Genomic DNA, 15643 nt, shown 5'->3' with positions numbered 1-15643 from the left:
GGGCGCAGTCTGCCCCACGGGACCGGCCGGAAAGGGCTCATCGTCTATCGTGGCCGGGTGAAGATCGCGCTCATGGACTCCGGACTCGGCCTCCTCCCCGCCGCCGCCGCGGTACGCCGGTTGCGGCCCGACGCGGATCTCGTCCTGTCCTGGGACCCCGACGGCATGCCGTGGGGACCGCGCACCCCCGAGGACATCACCGAGCGGGCCCTGGCCGTCGCCGGCGCCGCCGCCGAGCACGACCCCGACGTCCTGATCGTCGCCTGCAACACCGCGTCCGTGCACTCCCTGCCCGCGCTGCGTGCCCGCTTCGAACCGGGTCTGCCGATCATCGGCACCGTCCCGGCGATCAAGCCGGCCGCGGCCGGCGGCGGACCCGTCGCCATCTGGGCCACCCCCGCCACGACCGGCAGCGCCTACCAGCGCGGTCTCATCGAGCAGTTCGCCGTCGGCGTGGACGTCACCGAAGTGCCCTGCCCGGGGCTGGCCGACGCCGTGCACCACGCGGACGAGGCGGCCGTAGCGGTCGCCGTCGCCGCGGCCGCCGCGCTCACGCCCGAGGACGTGACCACGGTGGTCCTGGGCTGCACCAACTACGAACTGGTCGCCGAGCCCATCCGGTCGGCCGTCCAGCGGCCCGGCCGGCCGCCGCTCATCCTGCACGGCACGGCCGGAGCCGTGGCGGCCCAGGCCCTGCGCCGCATCGGCGCGGCCCCCGCACCGGACGCCGCCGCGGACGGCACGCTCACGGTGCTGCTCAGCGGACGGCGGGAAGCGCTGCCGGAGACCGCCCTGACGTACGAGGAAGGAAGGTTCCTCCAGTCGGTCACCCACGCCCGCTGAGCGAAGTTCACGGACGGCGCGCTCGCTGTTCCCGCATCCGCGCCCGGCCCGGTCACTCTCCGCCACGCGCTACCCGCACGGCGAAACCTGAGTAATCTCGTAGGCATGAGGGACCACCCCCAGGGCGAGAGCACGCCGCATTCCGACGTCTGGACCGGACGGGCCACCAACCGGTACCAGTGGCTGCTGGCGCTCGTGGGCGCCGCGTGCCTGGCGCTCGGTATCGAGCTCGCCGTCGACTCGGCATGGACCTCCGGCATCGCCCCGCTCGCCATGGCCGTCGTCGGCTGTATCGCGGCCGGGCTGCTGGTCCTGTTCGGCACGCTGGCGTTCGTGCACGTCGCGCTGAGGGTCGACGAGGAGCACCTGGAGGTGCGCTGCGGCCACATGGGCCTGCCCCGCCGCCGCATCCCCCTCTCCCTGGTGGCCGGCGCCGAGGTCGCGCACGTGACGCCGCGGCACTGGGGCGGCTGGGGTTACCGCTGGCGGCCCGAGAAGGGCACCGCCGTCGTCGTACGCCGTGGTGAGGGCGTACGGCTGAGCCTGTGGGACGGGCACACGTTCACGATCACCGTGGACGACGCCGAGGCCGCCGTACAGATCATCCGGGACCGGCTGCGCCCGCGTACGCCCGGTGCGGCGCACTGAGCGCGTCTCACGGAGCCAGCCGGTCGCGCGCGGGGCGTACCTCCGTCTGAGGGCGTGCCGACTCGTCCGCCAGGGGGCGGGCCGCGGCCAGCCCCGCGAGCAGTCCGGCACCCACCGACACCGTCGTGAAGCTGAGGGCGTTGCCCACCGAGACGATCGCCGCCAGTGCCGTCAGCGCCGCTCCCGCGGTGAGGGCCACCGGCGTGGGGCGCGGGGAGCGCCACAGGGTGGAGAGCATCCAGCAGAAGACCGCGCCGAGCAGCAGCACGCCGACGACTCCCTGTTCGGCGGCCTGCTGCAACGGTGCCGAGTGCGGCTTGCCGTCGGACAGCAGGCTCTGGGCCGCCGTCGTGCTGAGCTCGCCGAACCGCCCGGGGCCCACGCCAAGGCCCGCGTCCCGGTGCGCCATGTGGAGCGCGTCGTGCCACAGGTCGACCCGGTGCCGGGTCAGCTGCCCCTCCAGTGACGCCGTGAGTCCCTCCGGCAGCGCCCGGCCGGCGACCGCCCAGGGCAGTGCGGTGGTCAGGGCCGCGGCGAGGGCCAGCCCCGCGAAGCCCGCACCGCGGTGGCCGCGCATCCGGCCGGCGGCGAGCGAGGCCAGCAGCACCGCGCCGCTCGCGACACAGCCGCCGATCGAACCGAGGACTGCGGCCGTCACCACGATGCCGGCGGCCAGGGTCCGGAGCACGAGCCGCGGTACCGGGGCGCGTGCGGCCCAGGCGGCACAGCACGCGGCGCCCGTGGACAGCGTCAGCACCGCCGCGGCGCCGCCCGCGTGTCCGAGCGGCGCGACGATCTCCGGCCCGGGGGAGAGACGTGGGGCCGCCGCCACCAGACCGACCCCGGTCAGCGCCGCCGCGCACAGGGGCGCGACCGGCAGCAGCGCTCCGCAGATCCGCCCCGCCGCGTAGCCGGCGGCCACCGCGAGGACCGCCAGCAGCACGCCCTCGGGGCGGCCCGCGCGCACGGCCGCCGTGATCAGCGCCCAGACCGCACAGGCCCCGAGCACCACGACACCCGCCGCGTCAGAAACGTTTCGTCTGTCGCTGTCCTCCCCAGGACCGGACGCAGACGTCATCCCCGTGGATCCCACCGACCCCCCGAACCGGTCTCCCCCCGACCTGTGCCGGGCCCGCTCGCACGGCCGCCTGACCGGCCGCACGACAAAGGCTCCGGCACACCGTAACGGCTGATGGACGGTTTGTGGACGAGTTGCGCAGGACGGATGTGGTACGGGGGGTCCTGGGCGGTCGGTACGGCTTTCGTGCGCGAGCGCTGCCGTCCGGACCGCGCTGTCGGTGCCCAGGTCACCCGCCGTACACTCCCGGAGTGACCGTCACCGCAACATCCGTGGACGAGTCGGACCGGGCCCAGCCGCCCGCCGCCGCCTCGCGCGGGGCCCGCCTCGTGCGCTTCGTCCCGGCCCTCGCCGCCGCGCTCTCCGGAGTACTGCTCTACGTCAGCTTCCCGCCCCGCACCCTGTGGTGGCTCGCGCTGCCGGCCTTCGCCGTGTTCGGCTGGGTGCTGCGCGGCCGCAGTTGGAAGGCGGGCCTGGGCCTCGGCTACCTCTTCGGCCTCGGCTTCCTGCTGCCGCTTCTGGTGTGGACCGGCGTGGAGGTCGGCCCCGGGCCGTGGATCGCGCTGGTGGCGATCGAGGCGATCTTCGTCGCGCTGGTCGGCGCGGGCATCGCCACGGTGTCGAAGCTGCCCGGCGCGCCCCTGTGGTCGGCCGCCCTGTGGATCGCCGGCGAGGCGGCACGTGCGCGTGCGCCCTTCAACGGCTTCCCCTGGGGCAAGATCGCCTTCGGCCAGGCTGACGGCGTCTTCCTGCCGCTGGCCGCCGTGGGCGGCACACCGGTGCTCGGCTTCGCGGTCGTCCTGTGCGGTTTCGGGCTGTACGACGTCGTCCGCGTCCTCCTCGCCCAGCGCCGCGGGCAGGATGTTCGCCGGTCGGCCGCCGCGGTCGCCCTGCTGAGCCTCGTCGTCCCGGTCGTCGGGGCGCTGGCCGCCCGCCCGCTGGTCAGCGACAAGGCCGAGAACGGCACGGTGACCGTCGCCGTCATCCAGGGCAACGTGCCGCGCGCGGGCCTCGACTTCAACGCCCAGCGGCGTGCCGTCCTCGACTACCACGCGCGCGAGACCGAGCGCCTTGCCGAGAAGGTCAGGGCCGGCAAGGTCGCCAAGCCCGACTTCGTGCTGTGGCCCGAGAACTCCTCGGACGTCGACCCGTTCGCCAACTCCGACGCGCGCGCCGTCATCGACGGCGCCGCCAAGGCGATCGGCGTGCCGATCTCGGTCGGCGGCGTCGTCGAGCGGGACGGCAAGCTCTACAACGAGCAGATCCTGTGGGACCCGGTGAAGGGCCCGACCGACACCTACGACAAGCGGCAGATCCAGCCCTTCGGCGAGTACCTCCCGCTGCGCTCGCTCATCGGGGCGATCAACAGCGACTGGACCTCGATGGTCCGCCAGGACTTCAGCCGCGGCACCGAACCGGGCGTGTTCACCATGGCCGGCGCCAAGGTCGGCCTGGTCACCTGCTACGAGGCGGCCTTCGACTGGGCCGTGCGCTCCGAGGTCACCGACGGCGCCCAGCTGATCTCCGTACCCAGCAACAACGCCACCTTCGACCGCAGCGAGATGACCTACCAGCAGCTCGCCATGTCCCGCGTCCGCGCCGTCGAGCACAGCCGGACCGTGACGGTCCCGGTCACCAGCGGCGTCAGCGCGATCATCATGCCGGACGGGCGGATCACCCAGAAGACCGGCATGTTCGTCGCCGACTCCCTCGTCCAGAAGGTGCCGCTGCGGTCCTCCGAGACGCCGGCCACGAAGCTCGGCATCCTGCCCGAAATGCTGCTGGTCCTGGTCGCCGCGGGCGGACTGGGCTGGGCGATCTCCACGCGCGTGCGCAACAGGCGGGCCGGAGCGGCCGGTTAGGTCGTCTGCGGCATGATCCGCCGCCAGGCCCTAGGGTCGGGGCATGGCTACTCCCGACTTCATCCGTGATCTCCGTGCCTCCGTCGGTCATCAGCTGCTGTGGCTCCCCGGAGTCGCCGCCGTCGTCTTCGACGACGAGGGCAGGGTGCTGCTGAACCGGCGCTCCGACACCCGTCGGTGGTCGCTGATCGGCGGTATCCCGGAGCCGGGAGAGCAGCCCGCCGCCTGCGCGGTGCGCGAGGTGTTCGAGGAGACGGCGGTGCGCTGTGTCGCCGAGCGTGTCGTTCTCGTCCAGGCCCTGGAGCCGATCACCTACCCCAACGGTGACGTCTGCCAGTACATGGACATCACGGTGCGCTGCCGGGCCGTCGACGGCGAGGCCAAGGTCAACGACGACGAGTCGCTGGAGGTGGGCTGGTTCGCCGTGGACTCCCTGCCGGACCTGAACGAGTTCGGGAAGTTCCGGATCAAGCAGGCCCTGGCGGACGCACCCACATGGTTCGACCCCACTGGATCCAGCTGAAGTATGGGTTACGGCCACATGGGGTGAGGTGCGACGGCTGCCTAGGGTCGTTTCATGACAGCTGCTCGCGCCCTCCCGGCCCCCCACGCCCCCACGCTCGACCTCGGCGGCCGTACCGCCCTCGTCACCGGCGCCGCCGGCGGCATCGGGCGCGCCTGTGTGCTGCGGTTCGCCGCGGCCGGGGCCAAGGTCAGAGCCGTGGACCGGGACGCCGCCGGGCTGGAGGAGCTCGTGGACGCGGCCCGGGACCTCGCGGGCGCCGTCGAGCCACACGTCCTCGACCTCACCGACCTGGACGCCGCCGAGCTCACCGCCGCCGGGACCGACATCCTGGTCAACAACGCCGGGCTGCAACTGGTGCGCCCCATCGAGGAGTTCCCGCCCGACGTCTTCCACACGGTCCTCACCGTCATGCTGGAGGCCCCGTTCCGCCTCGTGCGGGGCGCCCTGCCCCACATGTACGGGCAGGGGTGGGGCCGTATCGTCAACGTCTCCTCGGTGCACGGGCTGCGCGCCTCCGCCTTCAAGTCGGCGTACGTGGCCGCCAAGCACGGCCTGGAGGGCCTGTCCAAGACGGCCGCCCTGGAGGGCGCCCCGCACGGCGTCACCTCGAACTGCGTGAACCCCGCCTATGTCCGCACCCCCCTCGTCGAGAAGCAGCTCGTCGACCAGGCGCGGGCGCACGGCATCCCCGAGGAGCGCGTCCTGAGCGAGGTGCTCCTCCAGGACAGCGCGGTCAAGCGGCTCATCGAACCGGAGGAGGTCGCCGAGGCCGTCGCCTATCTGTGCAGCCCGCAGGCCTCCTTCGTGACCGGCACGTCCCTGGTGCTCGACGGCGGCTGGACGGCGCACTGACCGGTGGCGCCCGCCGGGGTTTTCCACAGGGCTGACGAGGTGAGTGCGTGATGAGGAATCCTGTGAACATGTCCCGCGATCACGTGCAGTCCGCCGAACGCCCCACCGGCAGCACCGAGGCCCCGTTCCTCGAACTGCTGGCCCGGGGCGCGTCCGCCGACGCCTACGAGCAGCCGGTGCTGCTCGCCCGCGCCGAGGGACGGCCCGCCGAGCGCGTCGCCGCGCTGGAGGAGGCCAAGCTGATCGCGCTGCGCGTGCGCTCCGAGTTGGAGGGCCGGCGCCGCCGCGAGGCCGAGCTGTCCGCGCTCTTCGAGACCGCGCACGACCTGGCGGGACTGCGCGACCTGGACGCCGTCCTGCGGGCCATCGTCCAACGCGCCCGGTCGCTGCTGGGCACGGACGTCGCCTATCTCAGCCTCAACGACCCCGCCCGGGGCGACACCTACATGCGGGTCACCGAGGGCTCCGTCGCCGCCCGCTTCCAGCAGCTGCGGCTCGGCATGGGGGAGGGGCTCGGCGGCCTCGTCGCCCAGACCGCCCGCCCCTATGTCACCGACGACTACTTCAAGGACGACCGCTTCCAGCACACCCGCAGCATCGACAACGGCGTACGGGACGAGGGCCTGGTCGCCATCCTCGGTGTGCCGCTGACCCTCGGGCACCATGTCATCGGGGTGCTCTTCGCCGCCGACCGGCGCGCCCGGGTCTTCGAGCGGGAGCAGATCGCCCTGCTCGGCTCCTTCGCCGCGCTGGCAGCGGCCGCCATCGACACCGCGAACCTCCTCACCGAGACCCGCTCGGCCCTCGCCGACCTGGAGCGGGCCAACGAGATCATCCGCGACCGCAGCGGTGTCATCGAGCGTGCCTCCGACGTCCACGACCGGCTCGCCGAACTCGTCCTGCGCGGCGGCGGGGTGCACGACGTGGCGGCCGCCGTCGCCGAAGTGCTCGACGGCGCGGTCGAGTTCCTGGAGGCCGTCGCCGCACCGGCCGAGGCCCTGGAGGCCTCCCGCGCCGAAGGACACGCGGTCAGACACCGGGACGACTGGGTCGCGGCCGTGGCCGCCGGCGGCGAACTGCTCGGTGCGCTCGTGCTGCGCGGCCACCCGGGCCTGGACCCCGTCGACCAGCTCACCCTGGAGCGCGCGGCGATGGTCACCTCGCTGCTGCTGCTCGCCCGACGCTCCGCCGCCGAGGCCGAACAGCGCGTCCGCGGTGAGCTTCTCGACGACCTCCTCGACGCCCGCGACCGCGATCCCCGCCTCCTGCGCGAGCGCGCCGCCCGTCTGCACGCCGACCTCGACGCCACCCATGTCGTCCTCGCCGCCCGCCTCGACGGCACCACCGCCGACGCCGAGCAGGAGGCCGACGCGCGCAGACGCCTGTGGTCCGCCGCCTCCCACCTCGCCGCCACCCGGCACGGCCTTGCCGCCGCCCGCGACGGCGGCACCGTCCTGCTGCTGCCCCTGAAACCCGGGGACACCGCGACCGCCCTGGCCCGCCGCACCGCCCGCCACCTGGGCACGGCCGTCCACGAAGAGGTCACCGTCGGAGCCTCGGCCCCCGTGGCGGACCTGGCCACCCGAGCGGACAGCGTGACGGCCGCCTACGAGGAGGGCCGGCGCTGCCTCGACGCGCTGCGGCTCCTCGGCCGTACCGGCGACGGGGCGGCGGCCGAGGACTTCGGCTTCCTGGGCCTGCTCCTGGCCGGCGACCGGGACATCACCGGCTTCGTCGACCGCACCATCGGCCAGGTCGTCTCCTACGACGCGCGACGCGGCACCGACCTGCTGCGCACTCTCGACGCCTACTTCGCCTGCGGCATGAGCCCGGCCCGCACCAAGGACGAACTGCACGTCCATGTGAACACCGTCGCCCAGCGCCTGGAGCGCATCGGCCGCCTCCTCGGCGACGACTGGCAGAGTCCCGCCCGCGCCCTGGAGATCCAGCTCGCCCTGCGCCTGCACATACTGTCCGCTCCCGCCCAGCACTGACCCCCGTACGCGGGTCGCGTACGGGGGCCGGCGTGCGGGAGATCAGACGGTGCGGGCGTCCGCGGTCTTTGTCGTCACGGGGGCCGCGTCGGTCGCGGGGTCCACGTCCGCCAGGTTCCGGTTGCGGGTCTCCTTGGCGACGCCCACCGCGATCAGCGTCAGCACCGCCGCGGCGATGACGTACAGGGCGATCGGCGTGGAGCTGTCGTAGTCGTCCAGCAGCGCGGTGGCGATGAGCGGCGCCGGGGCGCCCGCCGCGACCGAGGCGAACTGGGCTCCGATCGAGGCGCCGGAGTAGCGCATCCGGGTCGCGAACATCTCGGCGAAGAAGGCGGCCTGGGGCGCGTACATCGCACCGTGCAGCACCAGACCCACGGTGATGGCGAGGATCAGGTTGCCGAAACTGCCCGTGTCGATGAGGGAGAAGAACGGGAACATCCACAGGCCGATGCCGGCCGCGCCCAGCAGATACACGGGACGTCGGCCGACCCGGTCCGACAGCGCGCCCCACAGCGGGATCACCGCGAAGTGCACGGCCGAGGCGATGAGGACCGCGTTGAGCGCGGTCTGCTTGGAGACGTCGGCGGCGGTGGTGGCGTAGACGAGGATGAACGCGGTGATGACGTAGTAGCTGATGTTCTCGGCCATCCGGGCGCCCATCGCGATGAGCACGTCCCGCCAGTGGTGGCGCAGCACGGAGACGATCGGCAGCTTCTCCGCGTCGCCGCCCCGCTCGGCCTTGCGGGCCTCCGCCTGCGCCAACGCCTGCTTGAAGACCGGCGATTCGTCGACAGACAGACGAATCCACAAACCGACCATCACCAGGACACCGGAGAGCAGGAACGGTATCCGCCAGCCCCAGCTGGTGAAGGCGCTGTCCGAGAGAACCGCGGTGAGCAGCGACAGCACACCCGTGGCCAGCAGTTGCCCCGCGGGCGCGCCGGTCTGCGGCCAGGAGGCCCAGAACCCGCGCCGCCTGGCGTCCCCGTGTTCGGACACCAGCAGCACGGCCCCGCCCCACTCGCCGCCGAGCGCGAAGCCCTGCACCAGACGCAGCGCGGTCAGCAGCACGGGGGCGGCCGAGCCGACCGTCGCGTGGGTGGGCAGCAGACCGATCGCGAAGGTCGCCCCACCCATCAGCAGCAGGCTCAGCACCAGCAGCTTCTTGCGGCCGAGCCGGTCGCCGTAGTGCCCGAAGACGAGCGCCCCGAGCGGACGGGCCGCGAATCCGACGGCGTACGTCAGGAAGGAGAGCAGGGTGCCAACGAGCGGGTCGGAGTCGGGGAAGAACAGCTTGTTGAAGACAAGGGCGGCGGCGGAGCCGTAGAGGAAGAAGTCGTACCACTCGATGGTCGTGCCGATGAGGCTGGCGGCGACGATGCGCTTCAGGTTGCCCGGTGTCGCGGGCGTGGGCGGAGCGGATGCTGCGGAGGCCATGAGCGCCACTTCCTCGTGTGCTGTGGGGACGGGTACGTGTCGCACACCGTAGAAACACGCAGGTCAGGCGCACATGTGGTGGGACAACATAGTTCGGGGCGCTGTTGTGCGTCAGAACACCATGCGTGGGCGCGGATCGGCGGTCCGCCTGGACGACCTCGACCACCTGGAACTCATCGCCGAGGAGGTGCTACAGGGGTGCCGGGGACGACGCGCCCGCGATCAGCAGGCTCGGTGTGCCCTTGCCGTCGGCGGGGACGCTCCACAGGTCGGTGGTGCCGACCTTGCCCTCGGCGGGGAGGGCGTAGGCGACGGTGTCGTCGTCCAGCCAGGTGGCCTGGTCGTCGACGCTGTGCCGTTCGGCGAGCGGGGTCTCGCGCAGGGTGCGCAGATCGAGGACGTATTCGCGCCAGAGGTCGGTGCGGGACAGCACCCGCTTCTTGAAGGCGACGCGGGTCCCGTCGGGGGAGAGGGAGGGGCACTCCACGTTCTCCATGAGCGTGGTCACCGACTGCTGGGAGAGCGAACCGCGTACCAGGTAGGTCTTGTTGGCGGTGTTCAGCGTCGCGTAGAAGGTGTCGTCGTCGGTGGCGAAGGTGACGCCCCAGAAGTTGACGTCCGCCGCTTTGTACGACTTCCCGTCCCGCTTGATCGAGAACGTCTCCAGGCTCGGGATCAGCTTCATCGTGCGGGTGTCGAGGATCGAGGTGCGGGTGGAGAAGAAGGCGGACGCGTAGGACTCGCCGGACACGAAGACCGTCCAGGCGACGAAGCGGCCGTCGGGTGAGACCCGGGCCCGGCTGGGGATGCCCGCGAGCGGGATGGTGCGCACGGTGCGCAGGTCGGCGTCCAGGAGCAGGGCGCGGTTGCTCTGCTTGAGGACGCCGGTGTCGGACTGGAGGCAGATGCCCGTTCCCGCCGCCGCGTAGAAGCGGGCGCACTTCAGGTCCGACGCGGTCCGCCCGGCGCCGGGGTCGGCGGACGGTACGGCGGCGACGGCGGTGCGGTGCGGGCCCGCGGCCGCGTTGACGAAGGTCAGCAGGTTCTTGCGGTCGAGCGTCAACTTGCCCGAGCTGACGGCGGGTCCGCCGGCCTGCGGCTGGTTCGCCCGGTCCGCGCGGTCGGCGGCGTGCAGGACCAGGCCGGTGGCCAGACCGGCGAGCAGCACGACCGCCGCGACGAGTATGAGCAGGCGGCGGCGGAGCGAGGTCATGGGTTTCCTTGGGGCGGTTGTCGGTTCCGTGGTGATGCCGGGGGTGCGACGGTCATCGTGACCCGCCGGACGGCCGCAGCACCACACCCGCGACCACCGCACAGCACAGCAGGCCCACCGCCGAGCCGGCCAGGGCCGGGCCGTCGCCCCACAGGGTCCAGGCGGCGCCGAAGGCCAGCGAGCAGCAGAAGCGGGCCAGTGCCTGGCTGGTGCCGACGATGGCGAGGCCGCTGGCGCGCAGATGCTCGGGCACGACCGCGGCCAGCGCGGCCGGCAGCACCCCGTCGGTGGCCGCGTAGAACGCGCCGTGCAGGGCGAGTACGGCAGGCACGAGCAGCGGGGTGTCCGGGGCCCACAGCAGCAGGGCGTACGCGGTGAGCAGGCCGACGTGGCCGGCGAGGAACACCGTGCGCCGCCCGATCCGGTCGGCCAGCGCACCGAGTGGCACGGCCAGCAGCAGGAACACCACGGCGGTGCCCAGCGGCAGCAGCGTGAACCACTCCTCGCCGACCCCCGCCCGGCGTTGCAGCAGCAGATAGACGAACGCGTCGCTGACGGTGGTCAGACCGAGCAGCGCGGCACACCCGGCGAGCGCCCGCAGCCTCGGCACCCGCAGCAGCGCCAGCGCCTCCCCGACCCGGACGGGCGGCCTCGGTTCGGCCCCGGCCTCGTCGTCGAGGGTGTCGCGTCGTCTGCCGGGCACGAACAGCAGGAGGACGACCACACCGAGCACGGCGACGCACGCGCTCACGCCGAACACGGCGTCGTAGCCGTCGGCCGCGGCGCGCAGGATGAAGAAGGCGGCCAGCGGGCCGAGCATCGCGCCGGTGGTGTCCATCGCCCGGTGCACACCGAAGGCGCGACCTTGCCGCTCGACCGGCGTGGACAGGGAGATCATCGCGTCGCGCGGGGCGGTGCGCAGGCCCTTTCCGGTCCGGTCCAGGGCGAGGACCGTGCCGAGGGCGCCGATGCTGCCGGCGAGCAGGAGCAGCGGCTTGCACAGCGCGGACAGGCCGTAGCCGAGCCCGGCGAGCAGCTTGTGGTTGCGGATCCGGTCGGCGAGATGGCCGCCGGTGAGCTGCACCAGTGCGCTGACGCCGTTGTAGACGCCGTCGAGGGCGCCGAAGCCGAGGGGGCTGAAGCCGAGGGTGGTGACGAGATAGAGGGGGAGGACGGCGGTGACCATCTCCGAGGAGACGTCGGTGATCAGACTGACCGTGCCCAGGACGAGCACGACCGGGGCGACCTTGGGCCCCGGGCCACGTCTTCGGCCCGGGGTGGTGTCCGCCTCCGGCGTGGCGGAGCGGTCGGTGAGATACATGTGCGGTACTCCAGGTGCGGTGCGCGCCGTGCGATCAGTTCTGCCGACTGCTGTCGTCCCGCAGCCAGGTGTCGAAGTCCCGGTCCCGGATGGCCTTCTGGGCCCGGCGCCGGGAGACGACCGCCGCGCCGACGAACACGACGACCGCCGCGAGGAGCCTCGGCTCCCTGCGGAGCAGGCCCTTGAGGTCGGCCACACTCGTGCGTGCGGAGGCCTCCGCCGGGTCCCGGTGCTGTTCGACCTGCGCGGTGGAGACCATGGCCCGGATCCGCCGTTTGATCAAGTCCCGCCAGGTGCGCGGCGGATGGACCACGACCCGGGCCGCGTCGACCACGCGTCGTTCCTCGGTGGTGAACGCCAGGGACGCGGCCAGGTCGTCGGCCATCAGCGGGGGCAGCGCGGCGATACGGGCGTGGCCCTTCTCGGACACCGCGATCACACCCCGGCCGAACAGGCCCTCCCGCACCGCCGGAAGGCGTTGCCACACCCGGTAATACGCCCGGACCCGCCAGGCGCAGCCGGTCAGTGGAAGGTGTCGTTCCGGAGCGGTGGCGAGGATGCCCGAGGCGTCGTCCGCAAGGGGCTCCGCCAGGGTCCGCGCATCGGCCGCCGAGAGGACGACGTCGGCGTCCACATAGATCCGGGGGAAGCCGAGCGCGTGATCGTCGCCCGCCCGCAGCGCGGCGTGTTTGGAGGGGACGGGGATCTCCACCACCCGTACACGGGGGCCGCGTTCGGCCGCGATCCGGGCGGTGTCGTCGGTGCAGCCATTGCACACAACCACGATGTCCGTCCGGTCGTCCCCGGGGTCCTCCAGCAGCGAATCGAGGAGCCGGCCGATGACGCGCTCCTCGTTGTGCGCCGGGATCACGATGCTCGTCACCTGGGCAGTATGACGTCGGTGTCGCGATTGCGATGTGTGTTTCGTCCAACTGTTCCCGTGACTGCGTTCAATGCTCTAGATTGAGGTCCGCCGGGCCGGTGAGGGAGGGGAACTTGCCTCAGCAGGCACGTCAAGGCACCGCCTTGGTAACCGGATGGGAAACTCTCATTGACCAACTTGCAAAGGTCATGGGGCGGTTGGGGAACCGTCGCGGACCTTTTTGATTGCTTTCTGGCTCTGCTTTCTTGATTCCGGTGTCGCTGTGTGGAGGAGACACATCGGCACTGATCCAGCCCTGCCGCGGACGTGCGACGGTATGTCCTGATCTCTTGCGGCCAGGGGTAGCTGCGCCTGTGGTGGGGGGCCATGACCATTGAGGTCACGCATGAGCAATTGGATGTGGAACTTAGACGTCCGGCAGCTCGCCGAAGACCCTGGGACCGGAAGTACCGGACCGTTCTGCTGGTCGCGGACGGCCTCGCGGCCGTCGTCGCGGCGTTGTTGATCCACGGCGCCTACGGCCGTTGGGCGGTGGCCCTGGTGCTGCCGCCGACCTGGATCCTGGCGATGCTCGCCCATCGCACATACGACCGCGGTGCCCTGGGACAGGGGACCGAGGAGTACCGAAGGGTGCTGCGGGGAGCCGTCGCACTGCCCGCCTTGGCGGCGGTCGCGTACTGGCTGTTCGCGCACGACTCGGACCTCTTCCATGACATGACCATGGCCGCGGTACCGGCTGTCGCGATCGCCCTGCCCGTACGGCATCTGCTGCGACGCAGACTGCTCAGGCGCTGGGCGCGCGGCCGGGACCGGAGCTCGACCCTGCTGGTCGGCCCGGCGCAGGGCATCCTGGAACTGGTCGCCGTGCTGCGCCGCGGCGGGGCACAGGAGTTGCAGCTCGCCGGGGTGTGTCTGACCGACCCGGAGAACGCCACGGAGATCCGCAAGTTGGGGATCCCCGTGCTCGGTGGCGTCGACGACATGCACGACGTCGTGCGGGTCATGGGCGTCAGCACCATGGTGGTGCTCCCGGCGCCCGAGCTCGACGCCTCCGTCCTGCGCCGGATGTCCTGGACGGCCGCCGCCCAGGGCGTCGACTTCCTGCTGGCCCCGATGCTGGCCGACGTGTCCGCGCCGCGGCTCGCGGTCCGGCCCACCAACGGGGTGCCGCTGGTGCGGATCCAGGCGCCGAACCTCTCCCGGTTCGCCCGGCTGCCCAAACAACTGCTGGATCGTTCCCTCGCGGCTGTACTGCTGCTTCTCCTCGCGCTGCCGATGCTCCTCGTCGCTCTTGTCGTCCGCCTCGACAGCTCGGGACCGGCACTCTTCCGCCAACAGCGGGTGGGCCGGTACGGCGACCACTTCACCATGCTCAAGTTCCGCACGATGCGGCCGGACTCCGAGGCCCTCAAGGCGGAGCTGAAGCACCTCAACGAGAACAGCGACGGACTGCTGTTCAAGATGAAGCAGGACCCGCGTGTCACCCGGGTCGGCGCGTTCCTGCGCCGCAGCTCGCTCGACGAACTCCCGCAGCTGCTCAACGTGGTGCGGGGCGACATGTCGCTCGTGGGACCGCGTCCGCCGCTGCCCGAAGAGGTCGAGGAGTACACCTCCGACATCAAGCGCCGGCTGCTCGTCAAGCCGGGACTCACGGGACTGTGGCAGGTCAGCGGCCGTTCCGACCTGCCCTGGGACGAGGCGGTCCGGCTCGATCTCGGCTATGTGGACAACTGGTCGATGGGCCTCGACCTGACCATCCTGCTGCGCACCGGGTCCGCGGTGGTGCGTGGAACGGGGGCCTACTGATGAGCCGGGACGTACCCAAGGCCCAGGACGTACCCAAGGCCCAGGACCTACCCAAGAGCCGGGACCTACCCAAGAGCCAGGACCTACCGAAGAACCGAGGAAAGAGGGGCGCTGTGACGCAGGAGCCGTTGGGGGTCGCGGTCGTCGGGGCCGGTTACTGGGGCCCCAACCTCGTACGCAACTTCCAGGCCAGCGACCGCTTCCGGCTGCGCTGGCTGTGCGACCTCGACGTCGACCGGGCCCAGCGGGTCCTCGGCGGCTACTCCACCGTCCAGGCCACCGACGACTACGCGGCCGTCCTCGCCGACCCCGACGTGGCCGCCGTCGCCGTGGCCACCCCCGCCGGCACCCACCTCGACATCGCCCTGGCCGCCCTGCGCGCCGGAAAGCACGTCCTCGTCGAGAAGCCGCTCGCGGCGACCTACGCCGACGGGATGCGCCTGGTGACCGAGGCGGAGGAACGCGGCCTCACCCTGATGTGCGACCACACCTACTGCTACACACCCGCCGTGGGCCGGATCAGGGACATGGTGCACTCCGGGGAACTCGGCGAGATCCACTTCGTCGACTCCGTCCGCATCAATCTCGGGCTCGTCCAGAAGGACATCGACGTCATGTGGGACCTCGCCCCGCACGACCTGTCGATCCTGGACTTCATCCTCCCCGCGGGCGTCGAGCCCGTCGCCGTCGCCGCCCACGGGGCCGACCCGATCGGCGCCGGACAGGCCTGCGTGGCCTATCTGACGCTCACGCTCAACACCGGCGCCATCGCCCACGTGCACGTCAACTGGCTCTCCCCGACGAAGGTACGGACCACGATGGTCGGCGGCGCGAAGCGCACCCTCGTCTGGGACGACCTCAACCCCCTTCAGCGGGTGGCGGTCTACGACCGGGGCGTGGACCTGGCCTCGCCGCAGGAGATCGGCGCGGACGAACGCCGGGACATGCTCGTCTCGTACCGCTCCGGCGACATGGTCGCGCCCGCCATCGGCGAGAAGGAGGCGCTGCGCAGCATGGTCGACGAGTTCGGCGACGCCATCCGCGAGCGCCGGGCGCCGCTGACCGACGGCCGGGCGGGCCTGCGCGTGCTGGACATTCTTGAGGCGGCCTCCCGCAGCCTCGAGTTCAAGGGCGCGGTCGTCGGCCTGCGCGCCGGGCGTTGAACCAAGTCACCACACGT

Annotated in this window: 13 protein-coding genes; 8 read left to right on the top strand and 5 right to left on the bottom strand. The window is 72.1% G+C overall.

The genetic code is table 11. The features are described from left to right. Window positions 1–57: 57 nt before the first annotated feature. The gene (locus OG885_RS05995; protein WP_405727138.1) at window positions 58–843 is read left to right on the top strand and encodes a glutamate racemase; all 786 of its coding nucleotides are present in this window, start codon (window positions 58–60) and stop codon (window positions 841–843) included. A gap of 105 nt (window positions 844–948) precedes the next feature. Then, window positions 949–1491, top strand: coding sequence for a hypothetical protein (locus OG885_RS05990; protein ID WP_405727135.1), 543 nt, complete (start codon window positions 949–951; stop codon window positions 1489–1491). 7 nt (window positions 1492–1498) lie between these two features. On the opposite strand, the gene OG885_RS05985 is transcribed toward OG885_RS05990, so the two are convergent. Continuing rightward, window positions 1499–2569 carry an O-antigen ligase family protein gene (locus tag OG885_RS05985; protein WP_405727132.1) on the bottom strand — a complete coding sequence of 357 codons (1071 nt, stop codon included), beginning with the start codon at window positions 2567–2569 and terminating at the stop codon, window positions 1499–1501. 251 nt (window positions 2570–2820) lie between these two features. Here OG885_RS05985 and lnt point away from each other — a divergent pair, with 251 nt between their 5' ends. From lnt to OG885_RS05965, 4 genes are all read left to right on the top strand, one after another. Then, entirely contained in the window at window positions 2821–4431 is a 1611-nt protein-coding gene (gene lnt / locus OG885_RS05980) for an apolipoprotein N-acyltransferase (RefSeq protein WP_405727130.1), read from the top strand. A gap of 43 nt (window positions 4432–4474) precedes the next feature. Continuing rightward, window positions 4475–4954, top strand: coding sequence for an NUDIX hydrolase (locus OG885_RS05975; protein WP_405727127.1), 480 nt, complete (start codon window positions 4475–4477; stop codon window positions 4952–4954). A 54-nt stretch (window positions 4955–5008) separates the two neighbouring features. Continuing rightward, window positions 5009–5809, top strand: a complete 801-nt coding sequence (locus OG885_RS05970) for a 3-hydroxybutyrate dehydrogenase (RefSeq protein WP_405727124.1) — start codon at window positions 5009–5011, stop codon at window positions 5807–5809. 68 nt (window positions 5810–5877) lie between these two features. After that, the gene (locus OG885_RS05965; protein WP_405727121.1) at window positions 5878–7803 is read left to right on the top strand and encodes a helix-turn-helix domain-containing protein; all 1926 of its coding nucleotides are present in this window, start codon (window positions 5878–5880) and stop codon (window positions 7801–7803) included. Between the two features lie 42 nt (window positions 7804–7845). On the opposite strand, the gene OG885_RS05960 is transcribed toward OG885_RS05965, so the two are convergent. The 4 genes from OG885_RS05960 to OG885_RS05945 all read right to left on the bottom strand — a co-directional run bounded on the left by OG885_RS05960 (window position 7846) and on the right by OG885_RS05945 (window position 12657). Beyond that, window positions 7846–9240: an MFS transporter gene (locus OG885_RS05960; RefSeq protein ID WP_405727118.1), complete on the bottom strand. Its 1395-nt coding sequence runs from the start codon at window positions 9238–9240 to the stop codon at window positions 7846–7848. A 190-nt stretch (window positions 9241–9430) separates the two neighbouring features. Beyond that, complete coding sequence (locus tag OG885_RS05955) at window positions 9431–10453, bottom strand: TolB-like translocation protein (protein WP_405727115.1); 1023 nt, start codon at window positions 10451–10453, stop codon at window positions 9431–9433. A gap of 52 nt (window positions 10454–10505) precedes the next feature. Further along, a complete protein-coding gene (locus OG885_RS05950) occupies window positions 10506–11774 on the bottom strand; it encodes an MFS transporter (protein ID WP_405727112.1) in 1269 nt (422 codons plus the stop codon). Between the two features lie 34 nt (window positions 11775–11808). Then, window positions 11809–12657, bottom strand: coding sequence for a glycosyltransferase (locus tag OG885_RS05945; protein ID WP_405727109.1), 849 nt, complete (start codon window positions 12655–12657; stop codon window positions 11809–11811). Between the two features lie 366 nt (window positions 12658–13023). Between OG885_RS05945 and OG885_RS05940 the strand changes: the two genes are divergently transcribed. Next, the gene (locus OG885_RS05940) at window positions 13024–14463 is read left to right on the top strand and encodes a sugar transferase (protein ID WP_405727106.1); all 1440 of its coding nucleotides are present in this window, start codon (window positions 13024–13026) and stop codon (window positions 14461–14463) included. A 113-nt stretch (window positions 14464–14576) separates the two neighbouring features. Beyond that, window positions 14577–15626 carry a Gfo/Idh/MocA family protein gene (locus OG885_RS05935; protein WP_405727103.1) on the top strand — a complete coding sequence of 350 codons (1050 nt, stop codon included), beginning with the start codon at window positions 14577–14579 and terminating at the stop codon, window positions 15624–15626. Window positions 15627–15643 lie beyond the last annotated feature (17 nt).

Source organism: Streptomyces sp. NBC_00028 (assembly GCF_045041065.1).
GTDB lineage: Bacteria > Actinomycetota > Actinomycetes > Streptomycetales > Streptomycetaceae > Streptomyces.
This window is presented reverse-complemented; position numbering and strand designations above follow the sequence as displayed.

Bases quoted from the DNA above. Each gene is read 5' to 3' on its own strand.
- OG885_RS05990 (WP_405727135.1), top strand. From the start codon at position 949: ATGAGGGACCACCCCCAGGGCGAGAGCACGCCGCATTCCGACGTCTGG.
- OG885_RS05985 (WP_405727132.1), bottom strand. From the start codon at position 2,569: ATGACGTCTGCGTCCGGTCCTGGGGAGGACAGCGACAGACGAAACGTT.
- OG885_RS05975 (WP_405727127.1), top strand. From the start codon at position 4,475: ATGGCTACTCCCGACTTCATCCGTGATCTCCGTGCCTCCGTCGGTCAT.
- OG885_RS05970 (WP_405727124.1), top strand. From the start codon at position 5,009: ATGACAGCTGCTCGCGCCCTCCCGGCCCCCCACGCCCCCACGCTCGAC.
- OG885_RS05965 (WP_405727121.1), top strand. From the start codon at position 5,878: ATGTCCCGCGATCACGTGCAGTCCGCCGAACGCCCCACCGGCAGCACC.
- OG885_RS05960 (WP_405727118.1), bottom strand. From the start codon at position 9,240: ATGGCCTCCGCAGCATCCGCTCCGCCCACGCCCGCGACACCGGGCAAC.
- OG885_RS05955 (WP_405727115.1), bottom strand. From the start codon at position 10,453: ATGACCTCGCTCCGCCGCCGCCTGCTCATACTCGTCGCGGCGGTCGTG.
- OG885_RS05950 (WP_405727112.1), bottom strand. From the start codon at position 11,774: ATGTATCTCACCGACCGCTCCGCCACGCCGGAGGCGGACACCACCCCG.
- OG885_RS05940 (WP_405727106.1), top strand. From the start codon at position 13,024: ATGACCATTGAGGTCACGCATGAGCAATTGGATGTGGAACTTAGACGT.